The sequence below is a fragment of the Nocardia sp. NBC_01329 genome (genome assembly GCF_035956715.1).
Classification (GTDB): Bacteria; Actinomycetota; Actinomycetes; order Mycobacteriales; family Mycobacteriaceae; genus Nocardia.
Genome location: NZ_CP108381.1, coordinates 5,733,419 through 5,753,613 on the forward strand (window position 1 = coordinate 5,733,419; position 20,195 = coordinate 5,753,613).

The following is a 20,195-nucleotide window of genomic DNA, read 5'->3' on the forward strand; positions in this document are numbered from 1 at the left end:
CCACGGAAAACGAGTACTCGGCAGAAGGGGGCGGGACCATCACACGGTTGACCGCCGACGAAAAGGACTGACGCCCAACATCCACAGGCCGGTCCGGGGTGCTCGATGCCTGGCGCGCACCCCGGACCGAGCTGAAGAAATGCCATCGATCTGAGACACCTACCGCGGACCGCAACGTGAGACAACCCGAAAGCGACCAGGTCAGCGGGCCGCCCGATGTCACGAATTCTGAGGCCCGCTGCCGCTGTGCGTTGCGGTGCCGCGACCCCGCTACCGCAGGTGATCCGAGGCGGTAGACCGATAACTCATATCCGGGCGGCCTGTAGCGCGGGATAGTCGGTGTAGCCCTCGGCGCCGCCGCCGTAGACCAGGTCGCGGGCATGTTCGCTGATCGGGGCGCCGGAAGCGAACCTGGCGGGCAGGTCGGGGTTGGCGATGAAGAGCCGCCCGAACGAGAAGATGTCGGCCAGCCCGGTGTCCAGCACTTTTTCGCCCGCGTCCCGCGTTGTGGGGGCCGGGCCGTTGAAGTTCGCGATGAGCGTGCCCGACCAGCGCGGGCGGAGGTCGGCAAGGGCCGCGTACTCGCCGCGTTCGATCACATGGAGGTAGGCGAGGCCGAGCGGGTCGAGGGTGTCCACGAGGGCACGGTAGGTGCCCTGCGGATCCTGCTCGTCTATCTCGTTTTCCGGGTTGTCCGGTGAGATGCGCAGGCCTACCCGTTCGGCGCCGATTTCGGTCGCGACGGCCGTGACGATATCGACGGCCAGTCGGAGCCGACCGTTGCGTGAACCACCGTAGCGGTCGGTCCGCCGGTTGGTGTTCTCCGCCAGGAACTGCTGGATCAGGTAGCCGTTCGCGCCGTGGATCTCGACTCCGTCGAATCCGGCCGCGATGGCGCTGCGCGCCTCGGCGGCGAAGTCCGCGACCGTGTCGTCGGCTTCGGCGGTCGTCATCGCTCGCGGCGTCACATGATCTACCGGCCCCTGGGCGGTGAAGATCTGCGAGCCGGTGATCCGTTCGGGCGAGGGCGCCAGCGGGGTCGCGCCACCCGGCAGAATCAGCGGGTGGGTCATCCGGCCGACATGCCACAGCTGGGCGAAAATGCGCCCACCCGCTGCGTGTACCGCATCGGTCACCTCGCGCCAGCCCGCTACCTGCGCGTCATCGACGAGCCCGGGGATGCCGGGGCCACCCTTGCCGAGGATGTTGGGGTAGATGCCTTCGGTGACGATCAATCCGGCGCCCGCGCGCTGTGCGTAGTAGTCCTTGGTGAGCGGGTTCGGTACGCCGGTGGAATCGTCCGCGCGCCCCCTGGTCATCGGGGCCATCGCGATCCGGTTCGGCAGGTCGAGCGCGCCGCGCCGGTAGGGACGTAGCAAAGGGCTGTCGGACATTGGTCTTCCTTTCACAGGTGCGGAACGCGGGTCAGCGGGCGAGGGCGGTGACTTCTACTTCGATCTGCCAGTCGGGCTGGGCGAGGGAGGACACCTCGAGCAAGGTGTCGGCGGGGTAGGGCTCGCTGAGGAACTCCCCGCGCAGCGCAATGACCTTGTCCAGGTTCGCGGCCATGTCGGTGACGAAGATGCCGACCTTCACGACGTCGTTCAGGTCGGCGCCTGCCTGTTCCAGTACCCGCCGGATGTTGACGAACGCCTGACGTCCCTGTGCCAGGAAGTCGTCGGAGACCGTGCGCCCCCGCTCGTCGATGCCTGCCTGTCCGGATACGTGGATCAGGCCGTTCGCCTTGATGGCCTGTGAGATCTTGTACGGCTCGTACCAGTCGGGTGTGGTGGCGATCTTCTCGGCGCGCTGTGCGGTCATGGCGAACTCCCTCTCAGAGTCTGCATGTACATGCAATTAATGTATGTGCATGCAGATAATGGCACTGCATGTACTCTGATGTCAACACGGGAAGGCGGGATCATGGACGCGATGATCTGGGATCAGGTCGTGACAGTGCACGGCATGGTGACCCAGCGGCTGGCCAAGGAGATGCAGCGGCGACACAGTATCGGGTTGTCGGAGTATCAGGCCCTCTGCCGGCTCGCGCGCGCCGACGACGGCGAGCTGCGTATGCAGGAGTTGGCCGAACTGATCGGCCTCAACCAGAGCTCGGTCAGCCGTCTGGCCGCCCGGCTGGAATCGGCAGGGCTCACCCATCGCGACCTGTGCCCCAAGGATCGCAGGGGTGTGTACACCGTGATAACCGAGGAGGGACGCGCCCTGCAGGAGAAGGCCGAACCGACTTACCAGGAGGCCTTGGCCAAGGCCCTGGACGAGGCGTCCGCGGATGCCCGGGTAAGCGAATTCGTCGCCCGGCTCCGCGCCTGATCGGAGATCGTGTGCCCGCCCGAACACCGCGTTTGGGTCTCTCGGGTAACGGGTAGACAACGATATGTGGACCCAGGGATCAAAAATTCACATCCCCGGCTCCGCAAGTTCGGGCCCGGCGACGGCGTCGAATGGTTGATCGTCGGCCTGCTCTTTGCGGCATCCGCGGTGGGCGTGTTCGTACTTACCGGCTCGGTGCTCTCGGCGTTGTTCGTCGGGGTGCTTGTGGGGCTGGTCGCGACCGGTGTGGTCGCGATGCTGTGATGCTGGACGGTTCGTTACCGATCAGCGTCGGAAGAGCTTGTTGCCGAGCCAGACGATCGGATCGTATTTCCGGTCGGCGACGCGCTCTTTCATCGGTATCAACGCGTTATCGGTGATCTTGATATTTTCCGGGCACACCTCGGTGCAGCATTTGGTGATGTTGCAGTAACCGAGGCCGTGCTCTTCCTGGGCGGCATCCCGGCGATCGGCCACATCCAGCGGATGCATCTCCAACTCCGCGATCCGCATCAGATACCGCGGCCCGGCGAATGATTCTTTGTTCTCGTCGTGATCGCGCACCACATGACATGTGTTCTGGCACAAGAAGCATTCGATGCATTTGCGGAATTCCTGCGAGCGCTGCACGTCCACCTGCTGCATGCGGTACTCACCGGGTTGCAGATCCGGCGGCGGGGTGAACGACGGTATCTCCCGCGCCTTTCGATAGTTGTAGGAGACATCGGTTACCAGATCGCGAATCACCGGAAATGTTCGCAGGGGCGTCACGGTAACGACATCTTCCGGGGTGAACGTGGACATACGGGTCATGCAGAGCAGTCGTGGCATTCCGTTCACCTCGGCCGAGCACGAACCACATTTGCCCGCTTTGCAGTTCCACCGGACCGCCAGATCGGATGCCTGGGTCGCCTGCAGGCGGTGAATGATATCCAGTACCACTTCGCCCTCGTTCACCGCGACCGTGAAGTCCTGTAGTTCCCCGCCTTCGGTATCGCCGCGCCATACCCGGAACTGGGCGTCGTAACTCATCCGCTCACGCCTCCTTGCTGTCCGAAACGCGGTCCGCGGGCGTCGACCCTGCCACGGTGCCGCTCGTCGCGGTCGGGTGACCTGCGATCTCTGCTGGGGTGTAGTACTTCTCCAACTCGCCGAAGTCGAAAAGGGCGAGCAGTTCGCCGCGCATCGGTCGCTGCTCCTGCACGGTCACCGAGATATCGGGGATATTCGCGACCCCCTCCTCGCCGGTGGCGCAGACCAGGAGCTTGTTGCGCCACTGCGGGTCCATTCCCGGGTGATCGTCGCGCGTATGCCCGCCGCGGCTCTCGGTACGCAGCAGCGCGGCCTGTGCCACACATTGGCTGACCAGCAGCATGTTCCGCATATCCAGGGCCAGATGCCAGCCCGGATTGAACTGCCGATGCCCCTCGATGGTGACATGCTCGAACCGTGCGCGCAGCGCCTCGAGCCGGCTGATCGCCTCGCCCACCTCGTGCTCTTTGCGGATGATGCCCACCAGATCGTTCATGGTCTGCTGTAGATCGGTGTGCAGGGTGTACGGATTCTCGCCCGAGCCGCCCTCCGGGGGATCGAACGGGGCGAGAGCCGATCGGGCCGCCGTCGCGATATCGGTTTCGGCGATCCCCGGACGCTCGGTGAGCTTTTCGACATACTCCGCCGCGCCGAGCCCGGCCCGCCGCCCGAAGACCAGCAGATCCGACAGCGAGTTACCGCCGAGCCGGTTGGACCCGTGCATACCGCCCGAGCATTCGCCCGCGGCGAAAAGGCCCGGAACATGCGCCGCGCCGGTATCGGGATCGACCTCGATACCACCCATCACGTAATGACAGGTCGGGCCGACCTCCATCGGCTCCTTGGTGATATCCACATCGGCCAGTTCCTTGAACTGATGGTGCATGGAGGGGAGCCGCCGGATGATCTCCTCGGGAGTGAGCCGCGAGGCGATATCCAGGTAGACGCCACCGTGTTCGGTACCGCGGCCCGCTTTGACCTCTTCGTTGATCGCCCGGGCCACTTCGTCACGAGGCAGTAGATCGGGCGTGCGCCGCGCCGAGTCGTTGTCGCGCAGCCACTGATCGGCCTCTTCCTCGCTCTCGGCGTACTGCCCTTTGAAGACGGCGGGTATGTAGTCGAACATGAAGCGTTTGTCGTCGGTGTTCTTCAGCACCCCACCGTCGCCTCGGACACCCTCGGTGACGAGGATCCCCTTCACGCTCGGCGGCCACACCATTCCGGTGGGGTGGAACTGCAGGAACTCCATATTGATCAACCGTGCGCCGGCCCGCAGCGCGAGCGCGTGACCGTCGCCGGTGTACTCCCAGGAGTTCGAGGTCACCTTGTAGGACTTGCCGATTCCGCCGGTGGCCAGCACGACCGCCGGGGTCTCGAACAGGATGAAGCGGCCGGATTCGCGCCAGTAGCCGAAGGCACCGCTGATCCGCTCACCGTCCTTGAGGAGGTCGGTGACGGTGCATTCGGCGAAAACCTTGATACGGGACTCGTAGTCGCCGGTTTGCGCGTAGTCCTCCTGCTGCAGCGATACGATCTTCTGCTGCATGGTGCGGATCAATTCGAGTCCGGTGCGGTCGCCCACGTGGGCCAGCCGGGGATAGGTGTGGCCACCGAAGTTGCGCTGACTGATCCGGCCGTCGGCGGTCCGGTCGAACAGGGCACCGTAGGTTTCCAGCTCCCAGACCCGGTCGGGGGCCTCGCGGGCGTGCAGTTCCGCCATGCGCCAGTTGTTCAGGAATTTTCCGCCGCGCATGGTGTCGCGGAAATGTGTTTCCCAGGTGTCTTTTTCGTTGGCGTTGCCCATCGCCGCCGCACAGCCGCCCTCGGCCATCACGGTATGGGCCTTACCGAACAGCGATTTGCAGACCACAGCCACCGACAGGCCGTGTTCCCTCGCCTCGATCACCGCGCGCAGTCCGGCGCCGCCGGCCCCGATCACCACGACGTCGTAGGTGTGCCGCTCCACTTCGGGCATAGCCGTACAAACTCCTCAGTCGATGATGCGAAGATCGGAAATCGTTCCGCTGGCAACCAACATCACGTAGAAGTCGGTGAGCACGAGAGTGCCCAGCGTCGTCCAGGCGAGTTGCATATGCCTGGTGTTGAGCTTGGAGATCTGGGTCCAGAACCAGTACCGGACCGGATGCGCGGAGAAGTGTTTGAGCCGCCCGCCCGCGATATGCCGGCAGGAATGGCACGACAAGGTGTAGGCCCACAACAGGATCACGTTCCCGGTGATGATCAGACTGCCCAGCCCCAGGCCGAATCCTCCGGTTTTGCCGTGGAAGGAGATCACAGCGTCATAGGTGTTGATCAACGAGATGATCACCGCGGCGTAGAAGAAGTAGCGGTGCGCGTTCTGGATGATCAGCGGAAGCCGGGTCTCTCCGGTGTATTTCGTATGAGGCTCGGCGACCGCGCAGGCCGGCGGGGAGAACCACACCGAACGGTAGTAGGCCTTGCGGTAGTAGTAGCAGGTGAGCCGGAATCCGAGCAGGAACGGCAACACCAGGAAACCGAGCGGTAGGAACATCGGCAGATCGCCGAACGGGGTGCCGAAATGGCTCGCCCCCGCCACGCACGAGGTGCTCAGGCAGGGCGAGTAGAACGGCGTCAGATAGTGGTAGTCGGGCACCCAATAGGCGGTGCGCACAAACGATCTGACGGTCGCGTAGATGACGAACGCGGCCAGGCCGATCACCGTGATCAGCGGCGGTAGCCACCACTGATCCGTGCGTAGGGTCCGGGAGGTGATCCGGGCCCGGGTCCTGCTGAATACGCCTGTACCCGCTTCGGGAGCGGTCGTGGTCGTTGCGGCACTCACTGGTCGATGCCTCGCTGATCGGCGGTGCGGGTGGTCATGTGTACCTCCGCGATCGAATGTGATGCTGAGCACCATACGCCCGGCCCGCTATCGAACGAGCGGGGTCCGCGCAATCTGGTTGCGCTCGGGTGATGGTGATTTGCGCCACATTTACTGGCGATCGCGGTCGGTGAACACGCCGCAAATGTGGACGACCGGTCGCCTGTCCGGCGACCGGTCGTCCCCTGATCCCCGGGTTCGGACCCGAGGATCGGTATTCAGTTATCCGGCGGTGAATCGCGCGGGCGCCGGGTGATCCGGGCGAGCGCTACTGGGTACGGGGCCGCGAATGGAAGCCGAGCCCCTCGTCCTGGGCGCCCATCCATGCCGATTCGTCGGATTTGCTGTCCGGGACGTAGATGGGTTCCTGGCCGCGAGGTGTCGCCACCTGGGGCGGCGGGCTCTGTTCGAGTTCGTCGGCATCGATGCAGAGCCGTTCCAGGTCGTTCTCCAGCCGCCGCACAGTGCCGGCGTCTCCGTAGTGGGTGCGAAGCACCCCGATGGAGCGCCGGAGCTGGTTTACGGCGTATCGGAGCTCCGCGATGTCGCTGCGTGTCATGGATACCTCCTGAGTTGCTGACCGGTCGTGATGCGAACGCCGCCGACGGCGCCGACCGTCCGGCGTGGCTTGTGACCGACCACACAAGGTGATCTACAACACAGTACGGCAAAATCTGGATTCCGGCTCGTCCGAAGATCGAGATCGGGTGTCGGTCAGGGCGCCGATATGGGGCTCGATCCGTGGCCGATGTCGGGGCTATGAAGCCCTATACGCATATCTAGTTTAGAGGCTAGAGATATGTATACGGCCTTCGATTCGGTCTCGACCCCTCTATATGCCTATCTATGTTCTTGTATAGAGATAGGTATACGAACTGATCGAGGGTGGTATCCGACCATCTGTCGACCTGTACAGAATGCGCTGGCCGAGCCCATGAACCGGTACCGGTACCGTTCAGGTCGCGACACTGCGCAGGTAGCGACCGAAATGCGGGACGGTGAATCCGATGGTCCCGCGTTCCGCCGAATAGATGAGGCCTTTCTTGATCAGCCCATCGCGCGCAGGCGACAGCGATGCGGGCTTGCGGTCCAGTTCGGCCGCGACCGCGGAGGTGGCGACCGGGCCGTCGTCGCCGGAAAGATCCGCCATGGCCCGCATGTACTCGCGTTCGGCCGGGGTCGCCCGTTCGTACCGTGACCCGAAGAATCCGACCGCCAGTTCCTCCTCGGCGGTGGGCGCCGCTACCTCGACATCCTCCGCGGTGATCGGACTCCCCGGCGCCTGATCCCAGGTCGCTTTGCCGTAGGCCTGGACGAAGTACGGATAGCCGTCGGCCTTGCGGTAGAGCGCGGTGAGGGCTTCGTCGGAGAACTTCACGTCCTCGCGTTCGGCGGGGGCGATCAGTGCCCGGTCGGCCGAGGTCCGATCCAGTCGATCGATGCGGTGATAGCTGAACAGCCGTTCGGAGTAGCTCTTGGACGCGGACAGGACAGCCGGCAGATGCGGCAGACCTGCCCCCACCACGATCAGCGGGGCGGTGTCCTGGCTGAGTTCATGACAGGCGCCGCAGATGGCCGAGATATCGGCCGGACCCAGATCCTGCATCTCGTCGATGAACACGGCGATACCCGAGCTGATGTCCTGGGCCAGCGCCGCGGCCTCCATCAGCAGCTCCACCAGATCGATCTCGATATCGCCGGAATCGGCGCGGCCGGTCACCGCCGGTACATCGATACCCGGCTGCCAGCGCTCCCGCATGCCCTTGTCCGCGGTCGCGCGTAACGCGAATGCTTTGAGAATGCCCAGGAAATCGTCTACCCGTTCCTGGCTGTGATGAGTTTTGGCGATGGCCCGCGCGGCCATGTGCAGGGCCGACGACAGCGGCCGGCGCAATTCCTGGTCCGGGCGGGCCTCTATCTTCCCGGTGCCCCAGCCCCGGGAGACCGCGGCCGAGCGCAGCTGATTGAGCAGTACGGTCTTTCCCACTCCGCGCAGACCCGTGAGCATCACGCTGCGCTCCGGGCGGGCCCGTGCGATCCGTTCGAGGACGATATCGAACGCGTCGAGCTGTTTGCCGCGACCGGCGAGCTCGGGTGGACGCTGACCAGCGCCGGGCGCATACGGGTTCCGCACGGGGTCCATACCCTCACACCGTAGCGGGCCTATCGGAAAATCTGGCTGTATCTATGCCGTGCTCTAGAGAGGCCTGGCGCCGCCCGGCGCCCGCGGCCGAGTACGGACTCGACACGCCCGGACGAGACCTTCGTGTGACCTTGCGCCGGGACGAAAAACGGTGTCGCCGTGCTTTTTTACGGTCCTATACCCTGTTGGCGCGAAAAGGACACCTGTTCGGCTGGACAACATCCGATGGGCATCGTAACCTTCTTGTGACTTAGTGGAGTCGAGTCGTTTCGTCAGTGAGGCGGCGCCATTTGGTCACCGCCGCAGTCGAACGCCGCGAATCGAGTAGGACGCGCGATCGGAGCGACGGAGAGCACGAGGATCGGAGACGTAGCTCGGTGGGTAAGCACAGCTTGCAGCGAGAATCCAAGCTGCCTAATTCTGTCAAGGGCGCACTGGTCATGGGTACGTTGGCCGCGACCACGGGCACGATGCCCGCGATCGCCTCGGCCGCGACGACCACGATCGACGTTCCCGGGATAGGCAAATTCGATGTCGAGGTGCCGGACCAGTTCTCCGCGCAGGCGGATCAGCTCAACCAGCAGTTGAACCAGGTCATCGAGCAGGCCCCGCACGTCATGCCGGGCGCTCCCGCACTGCCGAGCTTCGCGCCCCCCGCCCCGGTGCAGCAGTCCCTGGGTGATGTCGCGCTCGACGCCGCCAAGACCAAGGTCGGCGCCATGTACTCCTGGGGTGCGGCCGGCCCGGCCAACTTCGACTGCTCCGGCCTCGTCCAGTGGGCCTATAAGCAGGCCGGCATCAAACTGCCGCGCACCAGCTTCGAGCAGTCCCACGTCGGTGCGCCGATCGCGTTCGCGAGCCTGAAGCCCGGCGATATCGTGATCACCAACGGTGGCGGCCACGTGGGCATGTACGCCGGTGACGGCCTGCTGCTGAACGCGGTACAGTCCGGTGAGCCGGTCACCTATACCCATCTTTCCGCCGACGATGTGGTTACCGCGCGCCGTATCATGTAGCGGGTGAACCGAGCCGCAACCGAGCCGAGCAACGGCGATACCCAGGCCCGGGTCGACTCCTGGGTTTGGGCTGTTCGCTTGTTCAAAACTCGGTCGGCTGCCGCGGCCGCCTGCCGAGGCGGGCATGTGCGCGTGAACGGTACGACAGCCAAGCCAGCACAGCCCGTACGGCCGGGTGATGAGATCCGTATCCGGAACAACGGTATCGAGCGGATCGTCATAGTGGAACGAGTGATCAGCAAACGGGTCGGTGCTCCGATCGCCGCCCAGTGCATGATCGACCGTAGTCCGCCGCCACCACCCCGCGAAGTTCTGGCCGCCCTTCCGCAACGTGACCGCGGAACCGGACGTCCGACGAAACGGGAGCGCCGCGAAACCGATCGGCTACTCGGCCGGTCCGAGGACTGATACCGGTTCGGTTGCATCCGTCGACGTTCTGCCTGCCCACCGGGTAGACGCGACCTATTCCGTTCCGGCACGACCCACGTGCTCCGGTTGCGCCGGAACAATCAATACTCTCGAACCCCGTCGGCCGGTCCGCCGGTGTCCTTGGTTTCCGTGTGCGACCAGGAGACGCGGGTGATCGGACCGGCGGGTCGCGGTGTTCCGGCAATCGGGGTGGAGAACACCGCGATGAACGCCACCGGGTCTGCCGCGGTGAGTTCGATGAGATTGGCCGCCGCCGCCGAGATCCGCGCGAAGCGCCGTGCCAACCGGCCCGCGTCGAGATCTGGATCCTGCTGTTCCCGGTCCTCGCCGGCCGCTCCCGGCTCCTGTGCCGCACACACCGAACCGCTTGCGGTATCGGCAGATACGGCGACCCCGACCGTCGTATCCTCGAAAACCTGTGCCGCATGGACTACTCCGCGAATAGTGCAGCCGGTTTCGCGAATATCACGCAGCGCATTGTCGAGGTCGTGTCGGTCGGCGGTATCGCAGCGCACCACCACGATCCGATCCTCGAGCCCCTCGAGCAGCGGCGGGACCGGGCGCGGTGAGCGAGTCGGCACGACTACATCGCGAGCACCCGCCGCGAGCAGTCGCCGCACCATAACCGACCCGAGAGCACCCAAACCGCCACTGACCACGTAGGTTCCGGATCGATCGATCGTCATCGGCGGGTCCAGGGCGACCCGGCCCGCGATGAAGCGGATAGCCCTATTGGCATCGACCACCCGGGTCCATGCGATGATATCTGTGGGTGGGGGGCTGTCGGCGAGCCGTACCGATGCCAGCGTTCCGGCACCCGTGGCCTCCGCCCGCAAATCCTCCCCGTTCGGCAGCCGGTCGGGATCAGCCGTGTCCTCGTGCTCGGAAGACTCCGATCGTCCCGGTACACCGCAAGATCCCGAAGTGCCGAAAGAGACTGCCGGAAGGCCTGTTCCGTAACCGCCCGGCGCGTTCTCCCACTCTGCGGGCGAAGTTTCCTGTCGCTCGCCGTTTTCGCCCACTGCGGTCCCCGTTCGATGGGGGAGCGGGCGTGGGGCGCCGTCGCGGCCGGTTTCCGTGATGCCGCCACCCAGTGCTCGCGTCGCGTGGAGCTGGGCGAGACAGGTGAGAAACGCCGTGCCCTCGTCTGTGCGGTCCGCCGTGCCGTAGGTGGTGTGCGCGAACTCCGGGACGGCCCGAACGGCCGTCGCGAGAAGCGGTTCGGGCCCGATCTCCAGGATCATCGACAGTCCGTCTTCGGCCGCCCGCAGCAGCGCCATCCCGAGTTCTACCCGGCGGGTGATGTTCTCGGCCCAATAAGCGGGTGACATCTCCGCCGAATCCACGACCGTACCGCCGTGGACTCCCGAGTACAGCGGGATACGCGGGACGGTGGGCCGTATCGGGCCGAGGTCGCCGAGGAACCGCGGCACCACCTCGGCCATGGCCGGACTGTGTGCAGGGTGATCCGAACTCGTCCGGGCCGCGACGATACCGCGGCGTTCGGCTCGGCGTACCACCACATCCACATAACGCGAAGTGCCGGAGACCAGAACGGATCGCGGTCCGTTGATCGCGGCGATCGTCACCTTCTCCGCCATCGGCCGCACCAGCCGGATCGCCTCCGATTCCGAGGTCAGCAACTCGGCCACCGCACCGGATCCCGCCATTCGGCCCGCCGCGCGGCCGCGCGCCACCGCGACTTTGGCGCCTTCGGCCAGTGACAGCGCTCCGGCCGTCACCGCGGCGGCGGCCTCCCCGATCCCGTGCCCGGCAACCGCGTCCGGCCGCACACCCCAGGCAGCCAGCAATTCGGCGATCGCCACCTGGAAAGCGAACAGGGCAGGTTGGACGAATTCCGGGTGGGACTGCGCCGCGGCCTGCTCTGGGGCGGCCGTACTTCCCACGGCCTGCCGGAAACCGTAGCGAGGTGTCCAGACTCGGGGCCCGCCCGCGGCGGCGACAGCATCGCCGGCGGCGGTGACCGCCTCGGCGAAGATCGGATAGCGTCCGGCCAGCGTCCGGCCCATCCGCTCGTGTTCCCCGCCTTCTCCACCGAACAGGAAGAGCACACCGTCGCGAGGACCGATCATCGTAGTGACACTGTGGAGGGACGGACTGCCTGGCGGCCGTGGCGAGCGGATGGCCTCACGCTTCGATTATGCCGGAAATTCCGATACACCGGATTTCCGAATCCGTTGGTGCCGTGAGTCTTCCACTCCCATGGTCTGGACCGGTATGTCAGGGGACGAGCCCGGCGACTCGCTGATCTGTTTCCCGAGGTCCGCCGCTATCGGACTCGGTCGCCGGTGTTGTCCCTATCTCGTCCGGGCCGGCCGGTACCGTTGCCGAGTGGCCGATTCCGCGGACGGACGTACCCGCACCCTGCCCACCGTGTTGCGCTGCTGCGCGGCACTGGCCGCTACTCCGGCGCGGCTGCTGCGTCCTCGGCGGGCCGATACCGGATTCCTGGCGCGGCTGGAACCCGCACCGTTGCCGCCGGCCCGGGTGAGCGTGGGGCTGACCGTACTCGTCCAGGGCCGGATGTCGGCTCCGACGACCATCGTCGCCGAAGGAGTGCGCAGTTTCGGACATCTGCCGATGGTCATGGGCGCCTATATCGTCGATCACCCTTCGGCGCGATTCCTGGTGGACCCGGCACTGTGCGCTCATGTGCACCGGCGGGTGTTACCGGGACTGCCCTTCCCGATTCCATACCTCGTGGCGCCGGACGAGCCGGTGCTCGGCTTGGCGGACGCGCTGGCCGCCCGCGACCTCGACCCCGCCGCCGTCGATTTCGTACTGCCCACCCACCTGCACTGGGATCATATTTCCGGGGTGCTCGAACTACCGGCTTCGGTGCCGGTGCGGCTGCCCTCCGATGAACTGCGCTGGGCGCTCGACGGTCCGCACGCGCCGGTCGGGGTGGTCCGAGGCCCGCTACAGGGCCGTCCGCTGGAACCACTCGAACTCGACGGCCCGCCGGTGCTGACTTTCGCCCGCAGCCTGGACCTGTTCGGAGACGGTTCGATACTGCTGGTGGGTCTGGCCGGGCACACCCCGGGCAGTATCGGTGTCCTGCTGGCCACCCGGGACGGTCGCCGGGTACTACTCGCCGGTGATTCGGTATGGAACCGGCTGCAGATCGAGCTGATCCGAGAGAAGGCGCCCATGCCCGGGCAACTGTTCGACGCCGACCGCGATCTCGCCTTCGAGACCATTCACCGGCTGCATGCGCTGCCCGACGGTATCGAGGTGGTCGCCGCGCACGACTACCACGCGGTGGCCGCGCTCGCCGCCCACTGAACCGGCGCCGCAGCGAACCCGGGTAGTGCACTGAACTCCGGCGGTGCGGGCGCGGTCGACTCACGACCGGAAAGTGCGGGAAGCCAGCCTTTCCCGCCCCCGGTCAGACCTAAGCCAGGAAACCGGCCAGCCGGGCGCTGATCAGTTCCTCGGCCTCGCCGACCATCCGGTCGATGAGTTCGGCGCAGGTCGGGATGTCGGAGATCAAGCCCTGGCACAGACCGACCGACCAGATGCCGGCGTCGAGGTCGCCTTCTTCGAAAACACGCCGGCCGCGGGCACCGGAGACCAGTTCGCGGACGTCCTCGAACTTGCCGCCGGCTTTCTCGATCTCGACCACTTTGCGGCTCGCCTCGTTGGCGGCGACCCGGGCGGTGTTGTGCATGGTGCGGAAGATCAGCTTGGTATCGCGCTCGGAATTGGCGACGATCTGCTCCTTGACCTTCCGGTCGATGGAGGACTCCTCGGTACACAGGAACCTGGTCCCCATGTTCACGCCGTCGGCGCCCAGCGCCAGCGCCGCGACCAGGCCGCGGGCATCGGCGATACCGCCGGAGGCGATGATCGGGATGGTCAGCGCGCGCGCCGCGGCGGGGATCAGGACCAGGCCCGGAATATCGTCCTCCCCGGGGTGGCCGGCGCATTCGAAACCGTCGATGCTGACCGCGTCCACGCCGATCTTCTGGGCTTTGAGGGCATGCCGGACGCTGGTGCATTTGTGCACCACCTTGATTCCGGCCTCGTGGTAGGTGGGTAGGAACGGCTCCGGATTGCTGCCGGCGGTCTCCACGATCTTGATGCCGCTGTCCACGATCGCCTTCGCGTACTCCTCGTACGGCGGCGGGTTGATCGAGGGCAGGATGGTCAGGTTCACCCCGAACGGTTTGTCGGTGAGTTCGCGGGTGCGCTCGATCTCGCGGCGGAGATCGTCGGGGGTGGGCTGGGTCAGTGCGGTGATGAAACCGAGCCCACCGGCGTTCGCGACGGCGGCGACGAGCTCGGCCCGGCCGACCCACATCATCCCGCCCTGCACGATCGGATGTTCGATACCGAAGGTCTCGGTGAACCTGGTCCGCAGCATCGGTGCTCTCCTCTACTTTCGCGGAATACTCCGCGTCTGCTGCATGGTGCCACGGGTATCAGCACCCGATCAACCCTGGAAGTGAGTCGTGATTCGCACAAGTGAGGGGATCTCGTGTAGCTGGGCGACGTGCGCGGCAGCGGGTATCGCCGCAAATACGCGCTTCAGCGAGCGCGAACTCGTTCCCTGGTCGAGTTCCTCGGGATTAACCGCTATTCGGCCCCGATTTCCTTGCCGGTGCTCATGTGAATTGTTATTCTGCCGACATGTTCACACCGCGTGTGGCGCCGGGCACTCCGGCGGGTCACGCGGTACCGAGAGGAGTACGTGGGATGTCCACCGGTGCGCAGGCCCTCGACGAGCCGATCAGATCGCGTCGCAATCACTGGAACAACCAGATCGCCGCGCACGCGGTGATGCGGCCCGACGAGGTGGCACTACGCTTCCGTGGCGCCGACACCACCTGGCGCCGACTGCACGAACGGTCGCAGAAATTCGCCGACGCGCTCGCGCGCCGCGGCGTCGCGTTCGGTGACCGCGTGATCATCCTGGCTCTCAACTACCCCGAATACCTGGAAGCCGTGTTCGGGATCAACGCCCTCGGCGCGATCGCGGTCCCGGTGAACTTCCGGCTCACCCCGCCCGAGCTGGCCTATATCGTCGGCGACAGCGGCGCCAAGGCCGTGGTCACCGATTCCGTACTGCAGCCGCTGGCCGCCGCGGTTCGGGCGCAGGCGCCGGGTCTCGAGCACACCTTCGTCATCGGTGGCAGCAGTGGAGAGGGGGCCGTCGGATTCGAGGACGCGATCACCGAGACCGGGGGAGCGCACACCCCGCTCGATATCCCCGAGGACACCCCCTGCCTCATCATGTACACCTCGGGCACCACCGGCAGCCCCAAGGGCGCCGTTCTCTCCTACGGCAATATGAACGCCCAGGCGCTCACCTGTATCCGGGCATTGCAGCTGGAACAGGAGTCGATCGGCTTCTGCACCTCGCCGCTGTTCCATATCGCCGGACTCGGCAGCCTGGCCCCCGCCTTCGTGCTCGGGGCGAAGACCGTGCTGCATCCGCTGGGCGCCTTCAGCGCGACCGAATTCCTGGACGCGGTCGAAGCCGAGCAGGCGACCTCCGCATTCTGTGTGCCTGCCCAGTGGCAGCTGATCTGCGACGATCCGACCGTCAAAGAACGCAAACTCGCGTTGCGGGCGCTGAGCTGGGGTGCCGCCCCCGCCTCGGACACCGTGCTGAAGGCGATGGCAGAGGCGTTCCCCGATGCCTTCAATGTCGCGGTGTTCGGCCAGACCGAGATGTCACCGATCACCTGCGTGCTCGAGGGCAAGGACGCGATCCGCAAGCTCGGTTCGGTCGGCAAGGTCATCCCGACCATCCAGGCCCGTATCGTCGACGACGAGATGAACGATGTGGCGCCCGGCGAGGTCGGTGAGATCGTCTACCGCGGCCCCACCATGATGGCCGGCTACTGGAACAAGCCCGAGGCGACTGCGGCGGCTTTCGCCGGTGGGTGGTTCCACTCCGGCGACCTGGTCCGTCAGGACGAAGAGGGTTTCGTCTACGTCGTGGACCGCAAGAAGGACATGATCATCTCCGGCGGCGAGAACATCTACTGCGCCGAGGTGGAGAACGTTCTGTTCGCGCATCCGCTGATCCGCGAGGCCGCGGTGATAGGTAAGGCGCACGAGAAGTGGGGCGAGGTTCCGGTCGCGGTCGTCGCGCTCGACGATCCGGAAGGCGAGCTCACCCTCACCGACCTCGAACCGTTCCTCAACGAGAACCTGGCCCGCTACAAGCATCCGAAGGAACTCGTGATCGTGGCGGAACTGCCGCGCAACGCCAGCGGCAAGGTCGTGAAAGTGGAACTGCGCAAGGTCGATTCGTAGGTCATGTTTCACGTGAAGCATTCGCCGGATCGGAAGATCCCTTGGGCTCGCCGATCCGGCACCTGCTCGTCTGCTCCGGCGTGCCCGGTGGCCGGGACTTTTCCCGGCCGGTTGTGCACCTGCGCCGGAGATGGTCGATTATCTACGCCATGTCGGATCAACATGCTGCAGTCCTAGCCCTGCACTGGCAGGTGAACGTCATTCGGCCGGAAGGGTTCTTCGGCCCGATGCTGGCCGAGCCGGTGGCCGCCAGCGGTGTGGTCCAGCGGGCCGCGGATTTCCACACGCAGGCGGCGGAGTTGGGCCTGCCCATCATCTGCACCCGGTTCACCGTTCCGGAGGGGGAAGGCCGGCTGGTGCGCAATACCGGATTCATGCAATCGGTCGGGGCGGCTCAGCACGAGTTCCGGCCGGACTCCGCCGGCAGCCGACTCATCGACGAGATCGCCGACCTGGCCGACCGGGTCGTCGACAATCAGAAGTTGTCGGGGCTGGCCGGTAGCGATCTGCCGCGTTGGCTGGCCGAGAACGATATCGACACGCTGTTCTTGACCGGTGTCGCCACCAACCTCACCGTCGAGCAGACCGCCCGCCACGGGACAGACCTGGGATTCACCGTCTACACGGTCGCCGATTGCGTGACCGCCGCCGATCCCCATGTGCACACCGCCTCACTGGCCAATATCGCACTCGTCAGCGCCGGCCTCCGCACCACCGCCGACGCCTTCGCCGAACTCGACTGACATTCAGGTCGAGGCCCGCCCCGGTTCTGGAGCGAAGGAGTGAAGAACCGGGGCCTAGCCGGCCGATCGCGCGAGTTTGCTCTCGATCCGGTCGACGCCGAAGTCCACGACGACGGCCGCCTCGAACAAGTAGCTGGTCGCGGCGCCGAGCGCATTGTGGAACACGCCCTGATGGGCTCTGACCCGAGGCACCGGAGGCGGCGCCACAGATACAGCTCAGATCATGTGCTTCTCGGCCATATAACGCATCACCTGCCAGCCGCAGAACACCGGAATCCAGCAGGTGAGCACTCGATAGAGCAGAACCGAGGGTACGGCCACCGCGGCGGGCAGACCGAACGCGGCCAGGCCGCCGATCAGCGCCGCCTCCACCGCACCGACACCGCCCGGCGTCGGTGCGGCCGAGGCCAGGGTGCCGCCGATCATCGTCACGATGGTCACGGTCACGAAGGTCGTTCCGCCCCCGAATGCCTGCACGCTGGCGAAAAGGGCGAGCGCCTGTCCCAGGGTCAGGGCCGCACAGCCGAGCACGATGATCACGCAGCGTTTCGGATCACGCGCGAGCACCGCCAGTTCGACGACCACCTCCTGGACCTGCGGGAGCACCGAATTGTTCAGCCAGCGCCGCAGTTTCGGTACGAACATGAAGGTGCCGACGATGCCCACCCCGACTCCGGCGATCAGGTAGAGCACTGTCGGCGAGGGTACGAAATGCGAGAGGTCCGCCGAAGTCCCGGCGGCCACACTGAACAGCACCAGCAGCGAGATATGGGTGCAGACCTGCACGGCCTGCTGTAGTGCCACGGCGGCCGTGGCGCGTACCGCCCCGACCCCGCCCTTCTGCAGGAAGCGCACACTCAGCGCCAGCCCGCCCACGCGCGCGGGGGTGGTGGTCGCGGCGAAGGTGTTCGCGATCTGCATCAGGACCAGCGGCCAGTACTTCACGACGCCGGCAGCGCAGGCCCACAGCGCCGCGGCCGTCCCGAGATAGGTCAGTGACGACAGTGCCAGCCCCGCCAGCGCCCACCACCAGTTCGCTTCTCTGAGCTGGGTGAAGAAGGTCGGTACCGCGCTGATGAAGGGATAGGCCACATAGACCAGGCCGATCAGCAGCGCCAGCTGGATGAGGCTCTTACGGTTGAACCGGGTGATCTGCTCGGCCTCGATCCGGTCCTCGCCGGTCTGTGTGCGGACCTCCTCGCGCGCGGCGGTCACCACCGATTTCCAGCCCGGGATGGATTTACGGATACCGCCCGGCATGGCGAACTTGGTGAGCCGGCGCGACGCGGTGAGCACGGTCTGCTCGCCGAGTACACCGATCGCCGAGCGCACCGCGGGTTCCGCACCGAAAACCGCCGTCATCGAGACCAGCAACTGGGCGATATCGGATTGGAGCTGGGCATCGGAGGCGCACAGTTCCGCCGCGGCGAAACCGCCGAACAACGCGCCATCGGGTCCTATCCGGATTTCGGCGGGTCGCAGCTCACCGTGGGCGATCCCGCGCTCCCGTAACACCGTCAGCGCCCGCCATACCGAATCCAGTGCCCCGGCATCGCCGGGGTCCTGTCCGATCGAGCGCCCGGCCGGCAGCGTATGCGCATACAGCATCCAGCCGCGTGGCAGGCCCGATACCGTGACCGGCCGGTGCGCGGCCGTGCCCAGTTCGTCCAGCGCGATAGCCATCAGCGCGCGATGCTCGACGGCACGATGCATGGAACCGTGCAGCGGGGCGGTCTCACTGGAGCGGAAAGTGAGCCAGCGCCACAACTGGCGAAGCGCGCTGAGCGAGCGCTGATTCTTGCCGTACAGCTCGACCACCAGCGCGCGCTCGGGTTCCTCCACAGTCGCCGAGAGCATCAGCGCGCCGGGTCCGGCGGGCCGTACGACGGTGAATCTGGTGACGGTGTAACCGCGGTGCGCCAGCTGCCGTACCGCCGCGTCCAGCGGTACTTCCAGCGCCGGAGTCCCCACCAACAGCACGATCACCGCGCCCACCAGCCAGCCGACCACCAGACCGAACATGGCCCGGGCCGGAACCACTGTGCTGACCACCAGATGGATGGGCGCGAAAGCCAGCAGCAACACCCACAGCCAGCGCCGGGGCCGCACCGGCAGCCACGGGCTGGCGACGGTGAGTACCGCGGCCAGCAGGGCGATCCAGCGCGGGTCGTCCAGGAACTGCTGCAGGAAGGTTTTGTCGTCCAGGTTCTCCGGAACCTGCAGGTGCCATTGCGGCGCCGATAGTCCGCTCGGTGTGATGGAGAGCAGCAGTACCGCCGTCAACCCGGCGGTGGCGTAGCCGGCGAGCAGCTTCCACTGCCGCCCGAAAGCCAGTTCCACCAGGATCGCGAACGGCAGGATGAGGATGGCGATCCCGTACAGCAGGTAGACCAGATTGGACTGGTCGGGGTTGAGGAATCCGACGATATTGGAGACCGAACGTTCCAGTGCCAGCCATTCCGGCCGGGTGATCAGCGAACCGGCGATGACGACCGTCACCCCGACCGCCGCGAATACGACACGCAGAATATCGCTGGTCCGCCGCGTGAGCGGCTGGAGGAGACTGCCCGTGACCGGGATCTCCCGCCCATCGACTCGCATGTCGTATCGGTACTTTCGGATCGAGGTGAAGCTGACGGGCCGGTCACGGCCACCAGCAGGTGAGTATGCAGGAGCCCGAGCCGGACGATACACACCAACACGCTGCCAGAATCCAGGGGTGAGTAGTGATCAACGCATCTGTTCGGTAGGGGATTCCTTCGTCGCCGGGGTGGGTGACCCGCAGGCTCTGGGCTGGACCGGCCGGCTGACCGCGCACGCCCGCGCCGCGGGGGCGGCGCGGACCGTGTACAACCTCGGGGTGCGTGGGCACACCTCCGCCGATATCGCCGCACGGTGGTTCGCGGAATGTCTGGTGCGGCTGCCGGTCGGGTCGGACGGACGGGTGGTGTTCTCGTTCGGGGTGAACGACACCCTGCTCGTCGACGGCCGCCCCCGGGTCGAGGCACGGAGCTCGGTTGCGAACCTGTCCGTGCTGCTCACCACCGCTCGGGCGCAGGAGTGGCCGGTGTTGGTGGTGGGCCCGCCGCCGGTCGACGACGCGGGGCGCAATCAGCGGATCGAAGAGCTGGACCGGACCTTCGAGCAGACGTGCGCCGAATTCGAGGTCCCCTACGCCGCGTCCTTCCGTTTGCTGGCCGACGCCCCGGTCTGGGCGGAGCAGGTGCGGGCCGGGGACGGCGCGCATCCGGGGGCGGATGGTTATGCCGCTTTCGCCGACCGGCTGCTGCCCGCGTGGCGGCAATGGCTGGGCTACTGATTGTGCCCAGGGATAAATAGGAGAGATATTC

General features: G+C 66.0%; 19 protein-coding genes. 8 read left to right on the plus strand and 11 right to left on the minus strand.

The window, feature by feature from the left end:
• Positions 1-305: 305 nt before the first annotated feature.
• Together OG405_RS26005 and OG405_RS26010 are read right to left on the minus strand one after the other, a co-directional pair.
• On the minus strand, positions 306-1,394 hold the full coding sequence (locus tag OG405_RS26005; RefSeq protein ID WP_327149033.1) for an alkene reductase: 1,089 nt from the start codon (positions 1,392-1,394) through the stop codon (positions 306-308).
• A 31-nt stretch (positions 1,395-1,425) separates the two neighbouring features.
• A complete protein-coding gene (locus OG405_RS26010; RefSeq protein WP_327149034.1) occupies positions 1,426-1,821 on the minus strand; it encodes a RidA family protein in 396 nt (131 codons plus the stop codon).
• A gap of 78 nt (positions 1,822-1,899) precedes the next feature.
• On the opposite strand from OG405_RS26010, the gene OG405_RS26015 reads away from it, so the two are divergent.
• Positions 1,900-2,331 (plus strand): MarR family winged helix-turn-helix transcriptional regulator, encoded by a 432-nt coding sequence (locus tag OG405_RS26015; protein WP_327149035.1) that lies wholly within the window; start codon positions 1,900-1,902, stop codon positions 2,329-2,331.
• Between the two features lie 66 nt (positions 2,332-2,397).
• Positions 2,398-2,595 (plus strand): hypothetical protein, encoded by a 198-nt coding sequence (locus OG405_RS26020; RefSeq protein ID WP_327149036.1) that lies wholly within the window; start codon positions 2,398-2,400, stop codon positions 2,593-2,595.
• A 21-nt stretch (positions 2,596-2,616) separates the two neighbouring features.
• Here the strand turns inward: OG405_RS26020 and OG405_RS26025 are convergent, their stop codons facing one another.
• The 5 genes from OG405_RS26025 to OG405_RS26045 form a co-directional block, all read right to left on the minus strand.
• Positions 2,617-3,363 (minus strand): succinate dehydrogenase/fumarate reductase iron-sulfur subunit, encoded by a 747-nt coding sequence (locus tag OG405_RS26025; RefSeq protein ID WP_327149037.1) that lies wholly within the window; start codon positions 3,361-3,363, stop codon positions 2,617-2,619.
• Between the two features lie 4 nt (positions 3,364-3,367).
• Positions 3,368-5,338: a fumarate reductase/succinate dehydrogenase flavoprotein subunit gene (locus OG405_RS26030; protein ID WP_327149038.1), complete on the minus strand. Its 1,971-nt coding sequence runs from the start codon at positions 5,336-5,338 to the stop codon at positions 3,368-3,370.
• A 15-nt stretch (positions 5,339-5,353) separates the two neighbouring features.
• The gene (locus tag OG405_RS26035; protein ID WP_327149039.1) at positions 5,354-6,187 is read right to left on the minus strand and encodes a hypothetical protein; all 834 of its coding nucleotides are present in this window, start codon (positions 6,185-6,187) and stop codon (positions 5,354-5,356) included.
• Positions 6,188-6,494: 307 nt separating this feature from the next.
• Entirely contained in the window at positions 6,495-6,785 is a 291-nt protein-coding gene (locus OG405_RS26040; RefSeq protein WP_327149040.1) for a hypothetical protein, read from the minus strand.
• Between the two features lie 396 nt (positions 6,786-7,181).
• A complete protein-coding gene (locus OG405_RS26045; protein WP_327149041.1) occupies positions 7,182-8,369 on the minus strand; it encodes an ATP-binding protein in 1,188 nt (395 codons plus the stop codon).
• A 377-nt stretch (positions 8,370-8,746) separates the two neighbouring features.
• Here OG405_RS26045 and OG405_RS26050 point away from each other — a divergent pair, with 377 nt between their 5' ends.
• Together OG405_RS26050 and OG405_RS26055 are read left to right on the plus strand one after the other, a co-directional pair.
• Positions 8,747-9,385: a C40 family peptidase gene (locus OG405_RS26050; RefSeq protein ID WP_327149042.1), complete on the plus strand. Its 639-nt coding sequence runs from the start codon at positions 8,747-8,749 to the stop codon at positions 9,383-9,385.
• Positions 9,386-9,388: 3 nt separating this feature from the next.
• Complete coding sequence (locus OG405_RS26055; RefSeq protein WP_327149043.1) at positions 9,389-9,793, plus strand: RNA-binding S4 domain-containing protein; 405 nt, start codon at positions 9,389-9,391, stop codon at positions 9,791-9,793.
• Positions 9,794-9,894: 101 nt separating this feature from the next.
• Here the strand turns inward: OG405_RS26055 and OG405_RS26060 are convergent, their stop codons facing one another.
• Entirely contained in the window at positions 9,895-11,907 is a 2,013-nt protein-coding gene (locus OG405_RS26060) for an acyltransferase domain-containing protein (RefSeq protein WP_327149044.1), read from the minus strand.
• Positions 11,908-12,166: 259 nt separating this feature from the next.
• Between OG405_RS26060 and OG405_RS26065 the strand changes: the two genes are divergently transcribed.
• Positions 12,167-13,120: an MBL fold metallo-hydrolase gene (locus OG405_RS26065; protein WP_327149045.1), complete on the plus strand. Its 954-nt coding sequence runs from the start codon at positions 12,167-12,169 to the stop codon at positions 13,118-13,120.
• A 109-nt stretch (positions 13,121-13,229) separates the two neighbouring features.
• Here OG405_RS26065 and OG405_RS26070 read toward each other — a convergent pair whose 3' ends face one another.
• Positions 13,230-14,201 carry an NAD(P)H-dependent flavin oxidoreductase gene (locus OG405_RS26070; RefSeq protein ID WP_327149046.1) on the minus strand — a complete coding sequence of 324 codons (972 nt, stop codon included), beginning with the start codon at positions 14,199-14,201 and terminating at the stop codon, positions 13,230-13,232.
• A 332-nt stretch (positions 14,202-14,533) separates the two neighbouring features.
• Here OG405_RS26070 and fadD5 point away from each other — a divergent pair, with 332 nt between their 5' ends.
• Positions 14,534-16,102, plus strand: a complete 1,569-nt coding sequence (fadD5, locus tag OG405_RS26075; protein ID WP_327152528.1) for a fatty-acid--CoA ligase FadD5 — start codon at positions 14,534-14,536, stop codon at positions 16,100-16,102.
• A 149-nt stretch (positions 16,103-16,251) separates the two neighbouring features.
• Positions 16,252-16,845 (plus strand): cysteine hydrolase, encoded by a 594-nt coding sequence (locus OG405_RS26080; protein ID WP_327149047.1) that lies wholly within the window; start codon positions 16,252-16,254, stop codon positions 16,843-16,845.
• Between the two features lie 54 nt (positions 16,846-16,899).
• Here OG405_RS26080 and OG405_RS26085 read toward each other — a convergent pair whose 3' ends face one another.
• Both OG405_RS26085 and OG405_RS26090 read right to left on the minus strand, forming a co-directional pair.
• Positions 16,900-17,037: a hypothetical protein gene (locus OG405_RS26085; RefSeq protein WP_327149048.1), complete on the minus strand. Its 138-nt coding sequence runs from the start codon at positions 17,035-17,037 to the stop codon at positions 16,900-16,902.
• 24 nt (positions 17,038-17,061) lie between these two features.
• Positions 17,062-19,446, minus strand: coding sequence for a lysylphosphatidylglycerol synthase transmembrane domain-containing protein (locus tag OG405_RS26090; protein ID WP_327149049.1), 2,385 nt, complete (start codon positions 19,444-19,446; stop codon positions 17,062-17,064).
• A gap of 118 nt (positions 19,447-19,564) precedes the next feature.
• On the opposite strand from OG405_RS26090, the gene OG405_RS26095 reads away from it, so the two are divergent.
• On the plus strand, positions 19,565-20,164 hold the full coding sequence (locus tag OG405_RS26095; RefSeq protein ID WP_327149050.1) for a GDSL-type esterase/lipase family protein: 600 nt from the start codon (positions 19,565-19,567) through the stop codon (positions 20,162-20,164).
• Positions 20,165-20,195: the final 31 nt, after the last annotated feature.

Bases quoted from the DNA above. Each gene is read 5' to 3' on its own strand.
- OG405_RS26010 (WP_327149034.1), bottom strand. From the start codon at position 1,821: ATGACCGCACAGCGCGCCGAGAAGATCGCCACCACACCCGACTGGTAC.
- OG405_RS26070 (WP_327149046.1), bottom strand. From the start codon at position 14,201: ATGCTGCGGACCAGGTTCACCGAGACCTTCGGTATCGAACATCCGATC.
- OG405_RS26030 (WP_327149038.1), bottom strand. From the start codon at position 5,338: ATGCCCGAAGTGGAGCGGCACACCTACGACGTCGTGGTGATCGGGGCC.
- OG405_RS26025 (WP_327149037.1), bottom strand. From the start codon at position 3,363: ATGAGTTACGACGCCCAGTTCCGGGTATGGCGCGGCGATACCGAAGGC.
- fadD5 (WP_327152528.1), top strand. From the start codon at position 14,534: ATGTCCACCGGTGCGCAGGCCCTCGACGAGCCGATCAGATCGCGTCGC.
- OG405_RS26005 (WP_327149033.1), bottom strand. From the start codon at position 1,394: ATGTCCGACAGCCCTTTGCTACGTCCCTACCGGCGCGGCGCGCTCGAC.
- OG405_RS26060 (WP_327149044.1), bottom strand. From the start codon at position 11,907: ATGATCGGTCCTCGCGACGGTGTGCTCTTCCTGTTCGGTGGAGAAGGC.
- OG405_RS26080 (WP_327149047.1), top strand. From the start codon at position 16,252: ATGTCGGATCAACATGCTGCAGTCCTAGCCCTGCACTGGCAGGTGAAC.
- OG405_RS26015 (WP_327149035.1), top strand. From the start codon at position 1,900: ATGTCAACACGGGAAGGCGGGATCATGGACGCGATGATCTGGGATCAG.
- OG405_RS26045 (WP_327149041.1), bottom strand. From the start codon at position 8,369: ATGGACCCCGTGCGGAACCCGTATGCGCCCGGCGCTGGTCAGCGTCCA.
- OG405_RS26090 (WP_327149049.1), bottom strand. From the start codon at position 19,446: ATGCGAGTCGATGGGCGGGAGATCCCGGTCACGGGCAGTCTCCTCCAG.
- OG405_RS26040 (WP_327149040.1), bottom strand. From the start codon at position 6,785: ATGACACGCAGCGACATCGCGGAGCTCCGATACGCCGTAAACCAGCTC.